10 protein-coding genes are annotated in these 15,380 nt (G+C 60.7%); 1 reads left to right on the forward strand and 9 read right to left on the reverse strand.

Going from position 1 to position 15,380, the window contains the following annotated elements; genetic code table 11:
- Window positions 1-135: 135 nt before the first annotated feature.
- Window positions 136-777, reverse strand: a complete 642-nt coding sequence (locus Q5Q88_RS05145) for a class C sortase (protein WP_302742130.1) — start codon at window positions 775-777, stop codon at window positions 136-138.
- Window positions 778-919: 142 nt separating this feature from the next.
- Entirely contained in the window at window positions 920-1,843 is a 924-nt protein-coding gene (locus Q5Q88_RS05150; protein WP_302742131.1) for a class C sortase, read from the reverse strand.
- 190 nt (window positions 1,844-2,033) lie between these two features.
- Between Q5Q88_RS05150 and Q5Q88_RS05155 the strand changes: the two genes are divergently transcribed.
- Window positions 2,034-3,332 carry an RNA-binding domain-containing protein gene (locus Q5Q88_RS05155; protein ID WP_302742132.1) on the forward strand — a complete coding sequence of 433 codons (1,299 nt, stop codon included), beginning with the start codon at window positions 2,034-2,036 and terminating at the stop codon, window positions 3,330-3,332.
- A 99-nt stretch (window positions 3,333-3,431) separates the two neighbouring features.
- Here the strand turns inward: Q5Q88_RS05155 and Q5Q88_RS05160 are convergent, their stop codons facing one another.
- The 7 genes from Q5Q88_RS05160 to Q5Q88_RS05190 form a co-directional block, all read right to left on the reverse strand.
- Entirely contained in the window at window positions 3,432-5,030 is a 1,599-nt protein-coding gene (locus Q5Q88_RS05160) for a SpaH/EbpB family LPXTG-anchored major pilin (protein WP_302742133.1), read from the reverse strand.
- 86 nt (window positions 5,031-5,116) lie between these two features.
- A complete protein-coding gene (locus Q5Q88_RS05165; protein ID WP_302742134.1) occupies window positions 5,117-8,797 on the reverse strand; it encodes a SpaA isopeptide-forming pilin-related protein in 3,681 nt (1,226 codons plus the stop codon).
- A 691-nt stretch (window positions 8,798-9,488) separates the two neighbouring features.
- Window positions 9,489-9,986, reverse strand: a complete 498-nt coding sequence (locus Q5Q88_RS05170) for a 4Fe-4S binding protein (protein WP_302742135.1) — start codon at window positions 9,984-9,986, stop codon at window positions 9,489-9,491.
- 7 nt (window positions 9,987-9,993) lie between these two features.
- Entirely contained in the window at window positions 9,994-11,088 is a 1,095-nt protein-coding gene (locus tag Q5Q88_RS05175; protein WP_302742136.1) for a nickel-dependent hydrogenase large subunit, read from the reverse strand.
- Between the two features lie 2 nt (window positions 11,089-11,090).
- Window positions 11,091-11,798 (reverse strand): NADH-quinone oxidoreductase subunit C, encoded by a 708-nt coding sequence (locus Q5Q88_RS05180; protein ID WP_302742137.1) that lies wholly within the window; start codon window positions 11,796-11,798, stop codon window positions 11,091-11,093.
- The gene (nuoB, locus tag Q5Q88_RS05185) at window positions 11,799-12,353 is read right to left on the reverse strand and encodes an NADH-quinone oxidoreductase subunit B family protein (protein WP_294121602.1); all 555 of its coding nucleotides are present in this window, start codon (window positions 12,351-12,353) and stop codon (window positions 11,799-11,801) included.
- Between the two features lie 12 nt (window positions 12,354-12,365).
- Window positions 12,366-15,248: a proton-conducting transporter membrane subunit gene (locus Q5Q88_RS05190; protein WP_302742138.1), complete on the reverse strand. Its 2,883-nt coding sequence runs from the start codon at window positions 15,246-15,248 to the stop codon at window positions 12,366-12,368.
- Between the last annotated feature and the right edge of the window lie 132 nt (window positions 15,249-15,380).

Consider the following 15,380-nt stretch of genomic DNA (forward strand, 5'->3'; position numbering starts at 1 on the left):
CCTCAGACTCTCATCCGACTGTCCAATTTAGTATAGCCACATCAGCCACATCAGTCTCGCCTCTCGTCCATGGGCAGCACCCCTTTCTCTCACGATGTGCAAAGAAGGGACTGTCCCTCTTTTGCACATCGGCCGTCAGACCTGGTCACAGTAGACGACGTATCGCCGGTAGTTCTCGTAGAGCGGATGGCACGTCACCAGGGTGAGCATGGTCCGCCCGGGCTGGATCTTCACAGCGTCGATGTCGGCGGGGTCGATGACCGCCGTGCCGGTCACGCGGTAGCCCAGCGTGCCCCATGGGGCGTCGACGAACACCTCGTCGCCCTCGACGAGGTTCACGATGTTGTTGAAGAATACGTTGGCGCGGTACCCGCGGTGCCCCGCCACTACGGCGTTGGCCGAGACCCCCTCGACCGCGCGCACGGGCAGGCTCGTCTGCGTGAGGTGCGCCGCGCCCACGTTCAGGTGCGCCTCGGTGGCACCCAGGTAGACCGGCATGTCGATGCCGGCGGCGGGCACGCGCAGGCGGGCGTAGACCTCGTCGGGCAGACCCCAGGAGGTCAGGTCGAAACTCGGCTCGGTGTAACTCCAGGCGTCGCGCAGGCCCGCCTGGCCCGTCTCGTCAAGGGCGCGGTTGTATTCGTCGACAGCGTTGAGGAGATCCCGGTGCAGTGGCTCGTCCTCCGCGAGCTCGGCCACCGCGTCGTCGTGCCTGGCGAGGGCCTCGCCCATGCGCCACGAGGTGAGCGCGGCGTCGATGTGGGGCCACGCGAGCACGGCCAGCCCCGCGAGCACCATGAGCGCGGCGAGCAGCTTGAGCAGCGCGCCGCTGAATCGCGCGGCCCCGCCCCGGCCGCCGCGCGGCCCGGGCCTGGTCCCAGTCCCGGGCCCGGAAGGGGCGTCGTCCCTGTCAAAATGCCTACCTGCGTGCATGGCGCCCCCTCGGCCCGCGGCGGCGCAGCGCCAGCGTGCCGGCACCCATCACCGCGAGAAGTCCCGCACCGGCGGCGAGCCCCAACTCATACGGCGTCGGGCGCCATCCGGCCGAATTTGCCGCGGCCTTCTCCTCGGCGCCCTCCGCGTACGACACGCGGCTCCCCCGCACCAGCAGGCGGTGCGTGTTCACCGCGTAGGGCGTGCAGGTGACGAGCGTCACCAGGTCCAGGCCGGGCTCGGCGGCCAACTCCGCCAGCTGGTCGGGCTCGACCACGTTTTTATCGTCCACGCGGTAGGCCATGACGTCATCGAGCACGTGGATGTAGAACTCGTCGCCCACCTCGAGCTCGTCGAGGCGGGTGAACAGCTCGGCCGAGGGCAGGCCGCGGTGACCGGTGAGCACGCTGTGGCGGCCCTCGCCCCCGACGGGCAGGGCCGTCTGCTCGATATGCCCCACGCCCTCGGCGAGCACGTCCTCGGAGGTGCCGTGCAAGATGGGTAGGCTCACATCGATCTTGGGGATTTCGATGAAGCCCATCACGCCGTCGCCGTCGAGGTTCAGGACCTCCTCGTAATTCTTCGGCAGGGCGTAGCCGCTGCCGGGGACGAACGGGTCGTGCACGGGGTCGCCCGCGAGGCTCTCGTTGTACTCCAGCGCCGCGGTGCGGGCCGCCTCGAGCTCCTCGAGGGAATACCGGGCCACCGCCTCTCCGTAGTTCTGTATCGCGCGGCTCGCGTTGCGCTCGGCGAACCAATTGCTCACATAGGGGTAGGACATAACTGCCACACCCGCAAGCACGAGCAACAGCGGCAGCCACGCCAGCGCGCCGCGCCGTCCGCGCGACCGCGAGTACACCGGCCCCGAGGCCCGATGGCTGGGGAGGCCCGCCGCCGACTTTTGCGGCATTTCGCGCAATCTCCCTTGGGCACTTCGCGCCGTCTTGTCCACATATCCTCCCCTCACAAACTTCTCTCCAATAATACGAAGGGTCAGCCACAGCTCCATACAGAAGCCTTGGCTTGCATTTATTCCTTTCTAACCATTCTAACCAGATAGTTGGTTAGAATGGTTAGAACGGTTAGAAAGGAGCAATCGCATGTTTGAACACGCTGAATCCAGCCAAGTCGAATTTAAGAGCACCGTCTGTGCCGGGGCCATCAAGACGATCATTGCCTTCGCCAACACAGAAGGGGGCGACCTTTATATCGGGGTCTCGGATGAAGGTGAGGTCATCGGGATCGAAAAGCTCGACGATGAGCTCACCAAGCTGTCGAGCATGATGCGCGACTCAATCAGGCCGGATATCCTCATGAACTGCTCCGTCCGTGTGGAAGACCTCGGAGAGAAGAGCATCATCGTCGTACACGTGCAGCAAGGAACGAAACGTCCGTATTACCTTGCCTCAAAGGGCCCAAGACCCGAGGGCGTTTTCATTCGCAGCGGCGCCGCCACCCTCCCGTCCAGCGAGTCCTCCATCCTCCGAATGATCCAACAGACTGAACAGGACTCCTTCGAAACGCGACCGTCCCTCCAGCAGGACCTTACGTTCGAATTCGCCACAAACGAATTCCGCCGTAAGGAGCTCAATCTTGGTGCCGATGAACTGCGCACGCTCGGCGCGCGAACCCCGAGCGGGTCCTACACCAACCTTGGCCTCCTCCTCTCCGACCAGTGCCCGCCAATCATCAAGGCGGCGCTGTTCTCTGATGACTCAAGGACGACGTTCACCGCGCGCGAGGAATACTCGGGGTCGATCCTCAAGCAGCTCGCAGACGCCTACGACTTCCTCGAGCGGAACAACCATTACCAAACAACCTTTGACGGCTTGGAGCGCATCGATTACCACGACGTCCCACCTATCGCGCTCCGCGAGGCGCTGGTCAACTCGGTTGCACACCGCGAGTACGCGCTCTCGGGCCCCACGCTCGTCTCGGTCATGCCAAACAGAGTTGAGATCGTGTCCCTCGGGGGCCTTCCACTGGGAATTGACTACCCGGACCTGAGCGCCCACATCTCGATGCCCAGAAACAAGCTCCTGTCGAACGTCCTCTTCCGCCTGGAGCTCATCGAGGCATACGGCACCGGCATCGGGCGCATGCGCGACAGCTATGAGGGAAGCGGCTTGCAGCCCTCGATCCGAGTCACCGCGAACACCTTCACCGTCGAACTTCCCAACCGAAACGCCGACCTTCCCCAGAAAATCGGAAATGCCGACCTCGACACAAATGCCCGATCGCTCCTGAGCGGAGGGTCCCCTCGCACAAGGCGGGAGATCCAAGAGGCTCTTGGGATCTCTCAGACGGCAGCTATCCGTCTCCTCAACAGCCTCGAAGCCGATGGACACGTGCGGCGAATCGGCGGGGGCAAGAACACAAGGTACATGATCTCGCGCTAGCGAAGCGGGCCGCCGGGGGCCGTGCGCGATCGCGGCCCCGGCCCTGAGGTATAGAGACGGGGCCGCCCGCACGGATGGGCGGCCCTGGCTCAAGCGGTGTTAGCGCTGCTCGCGCTTGCGGATGGTGTGGTACAGGGCCACGCCGCCGCCCACGAGCACGACGCCCGCAGCCGCGAACACGGCAGTGCCCATGCCACCCGTGGTGGGCAGGGTGAAGCCGGTGTGGTTCTCGACCGTAATGCCTGCAGTACCGGTACCGGACTGATCTGTCTGCTCGAGAATGTCTCCGTCAAGATCACTGTTCACCTTATCGGTGATCGTGACCACAACCGGCTTGTCGAGCTTGTTGTAGCCACCGGGGGCCTCGGTCTCGTGCAGGTAGTAAGTGCCCTCGTTGAGGCCCTTGATCTTGATGAGGCCATCGACGTCGGTCACGAGTTCCGTACTCGAGAGCGGCGTCATCTCGCCAGTGGGGACATATGTCCCGTCTTCTTCCTTATCGAAGTACATATGGCCGCTGATGTTGTCGCCGTCCTGGAGCGTGGAGAGAACGAACTTGGCACCGGGCAGGACAGTGGCTTTGTTGGCAGCGTCGACCTTCAACACGCGAAGTCCGTAGGTGTAAACCTCAACCTTGTCCTGCTTGGTCTTATAGCTATCGTCCCCATAGGGATTATTGCTGTATTGCAGGAGCACATCGTTGGGGTTGCCCGGGTTTCCGACGACGGCATCCTTGTTGATCTTGGCGATGTAGGACACTTCGATCTTCTTGACGCCATGCTGCTGGAGCTTGTCCATATCGAAGCTCAGAGCGAACGTATACGTCTTGCCGTCGAGCCCCTTGGTCCCAAGCGTCACGATGTTCGGCACGGCGCTGTCCAGATTCACCTCGGATTGGTCATCACGAAAGAACTTGATGGTGAAATTGGACAGACTAATATTGCTCGGACGAACGGGAAACGTCAGACCACCGGAAAGCTGGTCAGCGATGACATACTTCTTGTTGATCGCGTTTGCGGGGTATGTGGGGACATCCGAAGTGAGCTTGAATAGGACGTTATCTCCCACCGCACCGTTATAGTTGCCGGACAAAATATTGTCGTCGCCGGGTGCGGCGCTGCCCACCTTCTTGTCGATGGACAGCTCCTCGCGCTTCAGCTTGGCGTCGATACTGATTTCCCGAGCGAACGTCCACTCCCTATTGTCCTGGTCCCAGGCGGGAGCGATGGTGCACACAATGGGCTTGTAGATGTAATTGACGCTCGCGGTCGTGATCAGGTACCCACCCATGGGCAGGTTATCGATGTGATTCAGGGGCACATCATTGACAGGCACGACGGACGCAGTCGCTGCGTACGCGGCGAGCGCTCCGTAAAGCTCTTCCAGTTCACTGGCTTTGGCGTTGGCATATGCCTCGGTAACCGCATTATCGTTTTTGTCATCAATCCAGCTGGAGTTGACATTTTTGACCTCGGCGGCAAAATCATCATTCCAGTAGAAGCCGGAGCCAACCGGAGCGCCGTCTTCAAATCGGTAGTCGATGATCTTATAGCCGGTCATCTTGGCATCCGAATCACTCGAAAGAGTTATCTTTGCGGTCTCATTCCCAGTCAGCGCCTGGGCGGGCACTGCGCCGAGAACCAGTGTGAGCGCCGCTGCGAACATGGCCAAGAACGCAGCGAGTCTGTGTTTCCTCATGCTTCCTTCCTTTCTGCTCGAGGGAGACCTTCCCCCTCAATGTGCACAGAGCTATGTCATCGCGCTGAGGGCGCGGGGACACCGATTTAGAATTGTTGGCGTCGGCGCCAAACGTATGCGCCGACGAGGGAGAGGCCAAGACCCGCCGCGATAAACAGCGCAGTTCCCCTACCGCCGGAACTAGGGATATTCATGGGGCGCATGTTGGGCAGCCTGTGAGGGGTCGTCCCCTCGGGCGCAGCGTCGTTGAACGCGAACGCTGGGGGCTGGGAGCCACCTGAACCGGGAATCGACGTGATCCTTATGCGCGCGGCCTCATCCGCCTGCGTGGGGTCGACCTCCACCTTCCACTGTCCTGTAGGCAGGGAGTAGCCATTGGGAGCCTTCGTCTCAATCAGACGGTAGGAGCCTTTCCGTAGACCGGCGAACGAAACCAGGCCATCCGCCTCCGATGAAGCCTCAGTCTGCAACGCCCAATCCACCCCGGGATTATTGGGATCGACGAGCGTACCGGGATCGTTCCCTGCTCCGGACCATGAGAAAAGCTTGAACGCCGCCCCCTCGAGCGGCTGCGAGGTGTCCTCGGCCGCAACCTTAGTGAACGAGAAGTCCGCCACCAGAGCCTTGATATGAACGACGGTATTACGGGGCGTCATGAGCGATGCGTTCCAATCGCCATTCGCGTAACGGCTCTGGCTCTCCACCGTCATCTGGTTAAGCGCGACGGCACCCTTGCGCTCCAGCTCCAAGCCGCCCTCATTTGGGGCCCGCATATACACGATGGGAAGGAGCATCTGGCCCTCTTTAAGGGTGAAGTCCCCGCCATTCGCAGAGGCACGGCAATCGATGGCGATCGCGGTCACGCCCTGCCAAGAATCCGGCTCGCCCTTTGTCCAGATGTCGGGGTTATCCAAGGCGCGCTGGCCGGCGTTGCCCTCCTGCGCGAAATCGAGTGTCGTGCGGTCGGCACGCGAATAATACAGCTGCGGCTCGGCACCCATGGCCTCGAGCTGGGACAGGTCGATCGAGGCGACCGTTCCGTACCACTGGTCGGGGTGGCCTGAGTCCACGTAGCCCTCAAGCTCGTCATAGAGGACAATGTCTTTTTGCTCGGAGCCCTTCTGGGGGTTGAAGCGCAGCTTGTAACTGTAGCCATTGCCTTCGTATACGGAAGTCTCGTATCCATAGGCGGCATCCTGGGCAGCCCTTACCGTTTTGTTGGTAGTGAGCTCGGTGGACGTCGCAACGTTGAACTCAAGCCCCAAATATTTGAAGAGCATGTTCCTCGACTGGTTAACCGCATCCCCATCAATCTCGTCGAAATAGCCCACGATCGATTTGTCCCATGATTTGTCGCTCGGGTATCGCCCGGCCCCGCCGTCGTCCAGGTACCCGCCGGGAATATCGCCCGTATCGGCCATATACGCCACGTGGTTGGTCGTTGCGGCCCCATAGGCCCGTATCGATTCCCACGAGTACGAGACGTCGTACACCACCAGAAACCCGGTATATGCACCCGCGTTCTGGCTACTATCCATCCCATATATATTCGACGGCTCTTCGCACGCCGCCTTAACCTTGAGCATGGTCCGACCCGAGCCGCGCCAATTGTCGAATACCTCGACGCGATGCGTGGTGGATTTTTCCTGCTCGGGCAGGCGCGTGTTGGACCGTAATTCATAAATCTTGTTCGGACCAACCGCATACGCCTTAACGGAGGAGACGTCGACCGTCATGCCCTTGGGCAGCAAATCGTAGAACGTGCCCGATTTCTGGTCGGGCATGACGCCGTAGCGTTCAAGCTCCTCGCCCGTGAGGCCACCGGCCACGCTTCCCTCGGCAGCGGAGAGTGCCAAAACGCCGTAGCGCGCATGTGCGCACTGATTTGAAGCATCGTTATCAATTGTGCTGCCGCTCTCGAGCTTGAGGGCGACCTTGCTGCATATCGAGCTCGTATCGAACCCTGTGAGCTCCGCATAGCCCGTCGAGTGTTGGGGATGGTTGTTCTCCCCGTAGATTTCAACGTCTCGATTAACAACGTCATCGCGAAGTGCATCGTCGTCGATGCTCACTTCGGACCATTTGTTGACCCAATCCCCGTCGGCATCCAAAACGCGCATGCTGTTGATGTTCGTGAGCATGGTGCTGCTCGTTGCACTGCCGACGATGCCCTTGACATGATCGCTGGAAAACAGCTCGACCTTGACATTGCTCGGCAAACGCGAATACCCGGCCTTCGTTTTGTACTGGAGCTTGACCGCCGTTGACCCTTTGGGCAGCGCGATTTCAATGGAAAGGGCGTCACTGTGAACGACATCCCCATTCTCGTATGTAAAATCTATGCGATTGCAACCGGCGTAATCTTCATCAGAAGTATGAGTCCAATGGGCGGTTCCAACCTTTTCCCAGGTTGATGTTCCTTTCTGCACAAATACGCCAACATCTTGCCATTCCCTAACGGGCATGGTCCCATATCCGTAGTTTCCACCGGCATCCGCCTTGTACTCCTGCTCAAGGCGATTGTTATCCGACGACCCGATTGTAGGCGGAATGGAAAAGGAGAGGTTCGAGAACTGATAGTCTCCGGGAAGCAGGCGCTCCGATCCCAAGAACACCATGTCGTCGATAAGTTCGACCTCCCAAGACCGTTTACCAAAATGTTCCACATTTGAACCGTCTGTCCCGGTCTCTTGGGTAAGCATGCCACCGTAGTTATCGGTCGCGTTCTTATACGTGATAGAACCAACCGGTGTGCCGGGATCTTCTCCACGGAGCAGATCCAATACGCTGTATTCTTGTATGTCATAGCTTTCGTGTGGGTATTTTTCCACACCGTATTTTCCAGGAGGGTATGAGAACCCCTGCTTGAGGTAGTCAAACGAGTCGGTGCGTGTTTGGGTGCTCACGGCGCCGTCCAATCCCGCAAGGTCGACCTTCGTGGTGCATTCGAACGTCGTCTCCTTGCCGTCCTCAACAACGGCGATGGGGAACCTATACAGGGTTATGACCCATTCATAGGAAGCGATGACGTCGTACAGAAGCTCGTTGGGGTCACGCCCAATGGCTTTGCAGTCGAGGATGTCATCTGTTGACACGGGAACGTTTTTGGTGCCAAAGGTGGACTTTCCGCCATACCACGCCACCACGTCACCCTTATACGTGTTACCGCCTTTCACGGCCGTGGCTTCTGAGTTGTAGGTCAAGTGGTACTTCTGGTTGCCTGCCGTATCGACATGGGCACTCCAGGCCACGTACACATAATCGTCCGCATCGTCGGGCCTATCAAGGCCCCAGGAATCTTGCCAGGTCAAATAGATTGTCGGGCCCTTTGTGTGCCTAAGGTCCATAGTATAGAGCTTCGCAGTGGTGGTGAGTGAAACCGCAAGGGGCGCCGTACCGACGGTTTCGGACTTGCCCGTCGAGTCCTCTAACTCAGCAATCGCCTTGATGTCCTTTTTCGAGTACCCGCTTTGTATGTCGCAGATGTGCTCGGCACTCGTCGATCCTGGCGCCTTGTAACCGGAGGCTCCCCACACGACCCCGCAGGACATCTCGTAAGGGTCGGATATGGGATTCGCGTTGGTGATGACAATCTCGTCGTCGTTGGGCGTATCCGTCCCCTTGCCGTCCTCGATGTAATACAGGCCCTTTTCGCCGGTTTGGCCCGCCTCATAATCCCCCCTTGGGGGAACGCCGACATCCATGATGATGCCCGAGGGCCCGCCGTCTCGTGTGAAGAAGATGTGCTTGGGCAGGCGGATACGCAATTGCCCCGGCTCGATGGCGTCGCCGGCGGCTAGCGACAGCGAGACCTGAGCGCTCGCCTTCGTCGCGTTCGCGTCATTGTTGTTATCGTCGCTTATTGGGGAGAGGACAAGCGACCCGTCCGAGTCATATGTGATCCCGGCGCCCTCGTCTTCCTTATTGGTCCAAACGAGCTCGCAGGAAATAATTCGATCGGACGCTCGGCCCGCTCCATCTACACTCGCGACCTCGCGGGGACCCCTGTTATTCGAAGACGCCCCCCCCCGCCAAGCTATCTGCGGCGGAGGCGACGGGGCCCAACGTGAGCGCGAGGGCGGAAACTAGGGCAAACGAGGTGATGGCACGCGTGATGCAGTTGCGCCTCATCGCCACTCCCCTCTCATTACTTGCGGCACACCTGTGCCAATGTACATTTTTCTCCTATTAGATTAACACTTCCAACCGCCCATGGGTCAAATAATCCGGTTCCGGCAGCGGGCTACATCGCGGCAACAAGCGCCCGAACACCAAGATTGATAAGTAGATGGCAAGTAGATGATAAGTAGAGGGCAAGTAGAATCAGAATAAAAAGCGCAGGTGGAGGCATTGCGACCACCTGCGCGAGAATCGATTTGTTATTTGACGATAAGTAGAATCGCGCTCCGCGACATCAACTAAACGCAGACTGGATGTGCAAAAGAGGGACTGCCCCTTTTACACATCCGCCTTCGCGGCATCCTTGGCGGCCTTGCGTGCGCGGGCGGCGGCGACACGCGCCTCCTGTTCGGGCGTGAGCTGCACCTTCTTGCGTGCGGACTTCTCCGCCCCGGCACCAGACGCGCCTTCACCCGCGGCCGGCTTCTCCTCAACAGGCTTATGCAGCGTGGTCAGCGTCAGCTCCGTGGTGGCAGGCGCGCACGCGGCACCCATGGACAGGCAGTCCTTGGGGCATTCATGCGTGCAGCTCGCACACTGGATGCAGCGGTACGGATCGATGGACCAGGTGCCGCCCTTGCGGTCTACCGCGATGGCACCCACGGGACATGCGCGCTGGCACATGCCGCATAGAATGCACACGTCGATGTCGCACGCCACATGACCGCGCATGTGCTCGTAGGACATGGCCGGCACCTGCTCGGCGGGATATTGGACCGTCGCCGGCTTGCCAAACAGCGAGCGCAGCGTCATTTTGCCTAGTTTGAAGCTACCCATGGAGCGCCTACCTTTCCGTGCAGGAGATGCACGGGTCGATCGTGAGGATGATCATGGGCACGTCCGCAACGTCCACGCCCTGCATGGCGCGCACCATGCCGGCAAGGTTCTGCGAGGTGGGCGTGCGCAGGCGGAAGCGGTCCAGGTACTTGGTGCCGTTACCGCGCACGTAGTAGAAGGCCTCGCCGCGGGGCTGCTCAATGAGCACGTGGGACTGACTGTTCTCCGGCGGGAGCACCTTGGGAAGCGGACGCGAGCCAATGCCGTCATGCGGAATCTTAGCCACGAGTTCCTTGATGATCGCGATGGACTGGAACACCTCCTCGCAACGCACCTTACAGCGTGCGAAGCAGTCGCCCTCGGTGGCGATGATGGGCTCGAAGTGCTCTAGGTCGCCATAGGCGCCAAAGCCGGTGGTGCGCATGTCGTGTTCCACGCCAGAACCCTTCGCGAACGGGCCGACCATGGACAGCTCGAGCGCATCCTCGAAGCTGATGGTGCCCACGCCCTCCAAGCGGCTGCGCACCGAGGAATCGTTCAGCATGGTGTTCACGATCTCGCGATAGTCGCGCTGGATGCCGTCGAGCTTCTCACACACACGGCGCAGCATGGCGTCATCGATGTCGTGGGCCATGCCGCCCACGATGGTAATCGACAAGATGATGCGGCCACCGCACGTCTCTTGGAAGATATCGAGAATCGTCTCGCGCAGGCGCCAGCAGTGATTGAAGAGGCTCTCAAAGCCGAATGCATCGGCGAGCAGGCCCAGCCACAGCAGATGCGAATGAACGCGGGAGAGCTCCTCGAGGATGGCGCGCAGGTAGTCGGCACGGCGGGGAATCTCAATACCCAGCAACTTCTCCGTGGCGCTGGCGTAGCCGTAGCCGTGGCCAAAGCTGCAGATGCCGCACACGCGCTCGGCAATGTAGACGAACTGATTGTAGTCACGCTTCTCGACGAGCTTTTCAAGACCGCGATGCACGAATCCGATTTGCGGTATGGCTTCGATAACATGCTCATCCTCAACCACGAGGTCAAGATGCACGGGCTCGGGAAGCACCGGATGCTGCGGGCCGAACGGAATAACGGAACGAGTCGCCATGCCTACTCACCGTCCTTTCCTGCAGCGGCGTCCTTGGCGGCCTTCGCGGCGAGCGCCGCGCGGACCTTCGCCGCCTTCTCGGGATCCATGTTTGCGAGCTTTGCCTCCATCTTGGCGGCGCGCTCCTCGGCCGTCATGGCGGGCTTGGCGGTGGGCGCGGACGCGGGCTCCGGTGCAGACGCAGCCGCGCTCACCGCGGCGACGGCAGCGGAATCGGCCTCGGCGGAGCTCGTGCCCAAAGCGCGCTCAGCCTGGGCGGCCTCGGCTGCTTCGCGTGCCTTCTTTGCCGCCGCTTCCGCCTTTGCCGCGGCGGCAGCCTTCTTCTTGGCGAGCTTCTCGCGCTCGGCCTTCATCTCGGGCGTGATGATCGTCATGGGCTCAGAGGTTGCCAAGTTGAAGAAATGGCCGCCAAAATCGAGCTTCATGTTCACAAAGCGCACGCCGTACAGGTCGTGCGTCTCGTTCTCATATGAGAACGCGGCGAAGTACAGCCCCTGGATCGAAGGCACCCGACTCGACTCGTCAATGCCGTAGACGCACAGGTTGAGCGCGTTTTGCGTGGTCTCGTCATAGAACGTGTACAGCAGGTCGATACCCTGCTCAGTGGTCTCGGCGCACATCTGCACAAAGCGTATGCCCTCGTGCTTGAGCGTTTGCACACGCGTGAGCAGCTCCTCAAGCGGCAGGTCCACAAAGGACGTCGTGTACATCTACGCCTCCTTCTTTTCGTCGGTCTTCGCGGCGGTGGAATTTGCGGTGGAGCCATCGGCATCCTGAGCGCAGGCGCAACCCTTGGGAGGCAGGATGCCCGGACGCGGCGCGGTGGCGGGGTCCTTGCCCTCCGCCATCAGCTTTGCTTTCTCGTCCAGAATCTTCACGGCCTGCAGCACCGCATCGATGATCGTCTCGGGGCGCACGGCGCATCCCGGCGCGTACACGTCGACCGGAATGGCCTTGTCCACGCCGCCGATCACGTTATAGCAGTCGCGGAACACGCCGCCGGTGCAGGCACAGATACCGCAGGCCACCACGACCTTGGGCTCGAGCATCTGGTCGTAGATATGGCGCACGACCTCGATGTTCTGCGCGTTGACGGAACCCGTCACCAAAAAAATGTCGGCGTGCTTGGGGTTGCCCGTGTTGATAATGCCAAAGCGCTCGATGTCGTAGAGCGGCATCATGGAGTCGAGCACCTCGATGTCGCAGCCGTTGCAACTCGACCCATCGTAATGGATGAGCCACGGCGATTTCGAAGAGTATCCCATCTCACAGCTCCCTTAGATAAACGGCGTGATGAGCACGTAGAACAGGTTGACGACGCCCATCACGAGCGCCACGAGCCACGCGAGCTTGAGGCAGAGCTGCCACTTGACGCGGGCGAAGTTGTTGTCGATCCACACCTCGAAGAACCACACGAGCGCCATCACGATGGCGGCGACTGCGAACGAGATGGGGTTGTCCCAAATGAAGAACATGCCGACCCACATGAGGAACAGCACGCTCTCGCACCAGTGCATCACGTCCACGATGGCGAGCGTACGGCCGCTCATCTCGGTGGTGATGCCCTTGACGATCTCCTGGTGCGCGTGATGACTATAGGAGAGGTCGAACGGGGACTTACGCAGCTTGATGGTGAGGATGAACAGCAGGCCGATGAAGATCGGCACAAGTACGCAGATGATGGGGCTCTCGAGCGTGGTGAGCGATGCGATGTCGAAGGACTGCGTGGCGGTGAAGAAGCCCACCGTCATGATGAGCAGCATGGGCTCGTAGCTCATGACCTGCAGGCACTCGCGGTCGGCGCCCGTATCGGAATAGGGGGAGCGTGACGAGTACGCCGCCACGATCACGAAGAGCGTGCCGAGCGTGACCAGGAACACGCACATCAGCAGGTTGGAGCCGGAGATGAATAGGCCGCCGGCGAGGACCACGAAAATCAGTCCGCACGTGACGTACGCCTCGTCCACCGCATTGACCGTCGCCTGCTCCTTGACGAGAAGCTTGCGCAGGTCGTAATAGGGCTGCAGCAGGCGGGGACCCACACGGCCCTGCATGCCGGCACTCACCTTGCGGTCAAGGCCGTCAAGCAGGCAACCGGCAATAGGTGCGCACACGCCAAAGACCACAACACCCACGGCGATGCCGCCCAGCCCCGGACCCACCAGACGCACGGTGCGCTCGACCAGGAAGCTGCCGCCGGCGAGTACGGCGGAGTCGAAGATGAAGCAGGCGGCGAACCCCATAAGGATCACGGCGGTGCACAGGATGAGGCCGATCGTGCTCAGCGCACCCTCGGGGAAGATGTCGGCCATGTACCAGTTGCGCTTGGACGACGTCATGGTGCGGCCCATCGAGCCGTGGTAGCGACGGCTATCGGGATCGGTGCAGGTGCCGCCCAGATAAACGGCCATGCGGCGCTTATTGGTGGCGCGGCCCCACGGCGTGAGCAGCACAATGGCGATGAACACCACGATCACGGCCATGATGAGCATATTGTCCATGTCGATGAGCTGCGGCGCGTCGCCGAACGCAAAGGTGAGGTACGGGGCAACCACGCCCTGGGAGATCAAGGGCAGGCACACGCAGCAGACGAGCAGCAGCGCGGAGATAAAGCCGATGGCCGCCCACTCGCTCTTGTGGACGCCCGCCTCCTGGTTCTCGGCCTTCTGGGAAACACCCGAGAGCTTGCCCAGCCACTTGGCCCAATAGAAGAAGGTAGCAGCGGAACCGAACGCCAACATGATGAGAAAGAGCACGTTGCCCGTCTCGGCGAAGGACACTAGCGTCGCCCACTTGGAGACAAGCATGCCAAAGGGCGCCACGAACATGCCCATGATGCCGAGCATCATGAAGCGCGTGAGATGGGGCAGGCGGCTGAAAAGGCCATCCATGTCCTCGATGTTGCGGCTGCCAATGCGGTGCTCCACCGTGCCCACGCACAAGAACAAGGTGGACTTGGACACCGTATGGAAGATCATGAGGAAGATGGCGGCCCAAACGGCCTCGGCGGTGCCCACACCCGCGCATGCGGACATGAGGCCCAGGTTGGCGATGGTCGAGTACGCGAGCACGCGCTTGGCGTTGCTCTGCGTGATGGCCATGAAGCTGCACAGCACGAAGGTGATGCCACCCACGAGCACCACCATCGTCGATGCCGCCGGGAACACCAGATACAGGGGGGCAAGCTTGACCAGCAGGAACACACCCGCCTTGACCATGGTGGAGGAGTGGAGCAGCGCGCTCGTGGGAGTGGGGGCGACCATGGCTCCCAGCAGCCAGCGATGGAACGGCATCTGCGCAGCCTTGGTGAGGCCGGCAACCGAGAGCAGCATGAGGGGCACGATGAGCAGATCCGCCTGGGTGCCCTTCCCCGCCGCAATCAGACTCGTGAGCGACATGGGCAGCCCCGCCGCGTGCACGAGGATGAGCGCGGCGAGGAACGCCAGACCGCCCACCATGTTGAGGTTGATCTGCGTGAACGAGTTCTTAATCGCCTCGGGCGTGCGGGTGTAGCCGATCATGAGGAAGGAGCAGACCGTGGTAATTTCCCATCCGGTGAACAGCCACTCCAGGTTGTCCGAAACCACGATCACGAACATGGCCGACAAGAAGGTGAACATGAGCGCCGCGAAGACATGGCGGCGATCGGGGGCATCGGCGGGCTGATGGTGCTGGAAGTCATGCATGTAACCCAGCGCGTACACGCAGATGGCGCTACCGACCAGGCCCACGATCAAGATCATGATAAGTGAAAGCGTATCCACATATACGGGTACGGCAAGCATGTGGCTCGGGCCGGCTCCCAAGGTCATTTGGGCAAAGAGCACGATGCCCACCGTCTGAATCAGGCCAAGCGCGAGCGCGATGCGATTCTTGTAGCGAATGGCACTCCACAAGATCACCGCGCACAGCACGATGTCGACTGCCGTCATGACCCAGGAGATCACATAGCTCGTCGACTGCGAAAACTCAAAGCTTGCAATGGCATGCAGGGCACCCGCCTCAACGGTGAACGTCTGCGCGGCAACGAGCACCGACATCGCCGCCGTCACCGCCGCTCCACCAATCGTGATGGGTCGACGCGCCCGCTCGCCCTTAAAGACGAGCAACAGTGCGGCCGTGATCAACGGCACCGCGATCAAACACCAAATCAGTCCCATAGGTCCCTCTCCTCCATTGGGCTGTCGCTCACACGCAAAGCGGCAGGTGTACTGCGGCAGACTATGTCAGACGTATAAGTTTAGTCCTTTCAATCGGCAAGCGGCGTGAGATCGCCAATTGTGCCGTCATTG

Source organism: uncultured Collinsella sp., assembly GCF_959026545.1.
Taxonomy (GTDB): domain Bacteria; phylum Actinomycetota; class Coriobacteriia; order Coriobacteriales; family Coriobacteriaceae; genus Collinsella.

Excerpts from the sequence above, each read along its gene's own strand:
- Q5Q88_RS05180 (WP_302742137.1), bottom strand. The coding sequence starts at position 11,798 with ATGTACACGACGTCCTTTGTGGACCTGCCGCTTGAGGAGCTGCTCACG.
- Q5Q88_RS05170 (WP_302742135.1), bottom strand. The coding sequence starts at position 9,986 with ATGGGTAGCTTCAAACTAGGCAAAATGACGCTGCGCTCGCTGTTTGGC.
- Q5Q88_RS05175 (WP_302742136.1), bottom strand. The coding sequence starts at position 11,088 with ATGGCGACTCGTTCCGTTATTCCGTTCGGCCCGCAGCATCCGGTGCTT.
- nuoB (WP_294121602.1), bottom strand. The coding sequence starts at position 12,353 with ATGGGATACTCTTCGAAATCGCCGTGGCTCATCCATTACGATGGGTCG.
- Q5Q88_RS05150 (WP_302742131.1), bottom strand. The coding sequence starts at position 1,843 with ATGCCGCAAAAGTCGGCGGCGGGCCTCCCCAGCCATCGGGCCTCGGGG.
- Q5Q88_RS05160 (WP_302742133.1), bottom strand. The coding sequence starts at position 5,030 with ATGAGGAAACACAGACTCGCTGCGTTCTTGGCCATGTTCGCAGCGGCG.
- Q5Q88_RS05155 (WP_302742132.1), top strand. The coding sequence starts at position 2,034 with ATGTTTGAACACGCTGAATCCAGCCAAGTCGAATTTAAGAGCACCGTC.
- Q5Q88_RS05190 (WP_302742138.1), bottom strand. The coding sequence starts at position 15,248 with ATGGGACTGATTTGGTGTTTGATCGCGGTGCCGTTGATCACGGCCGCA.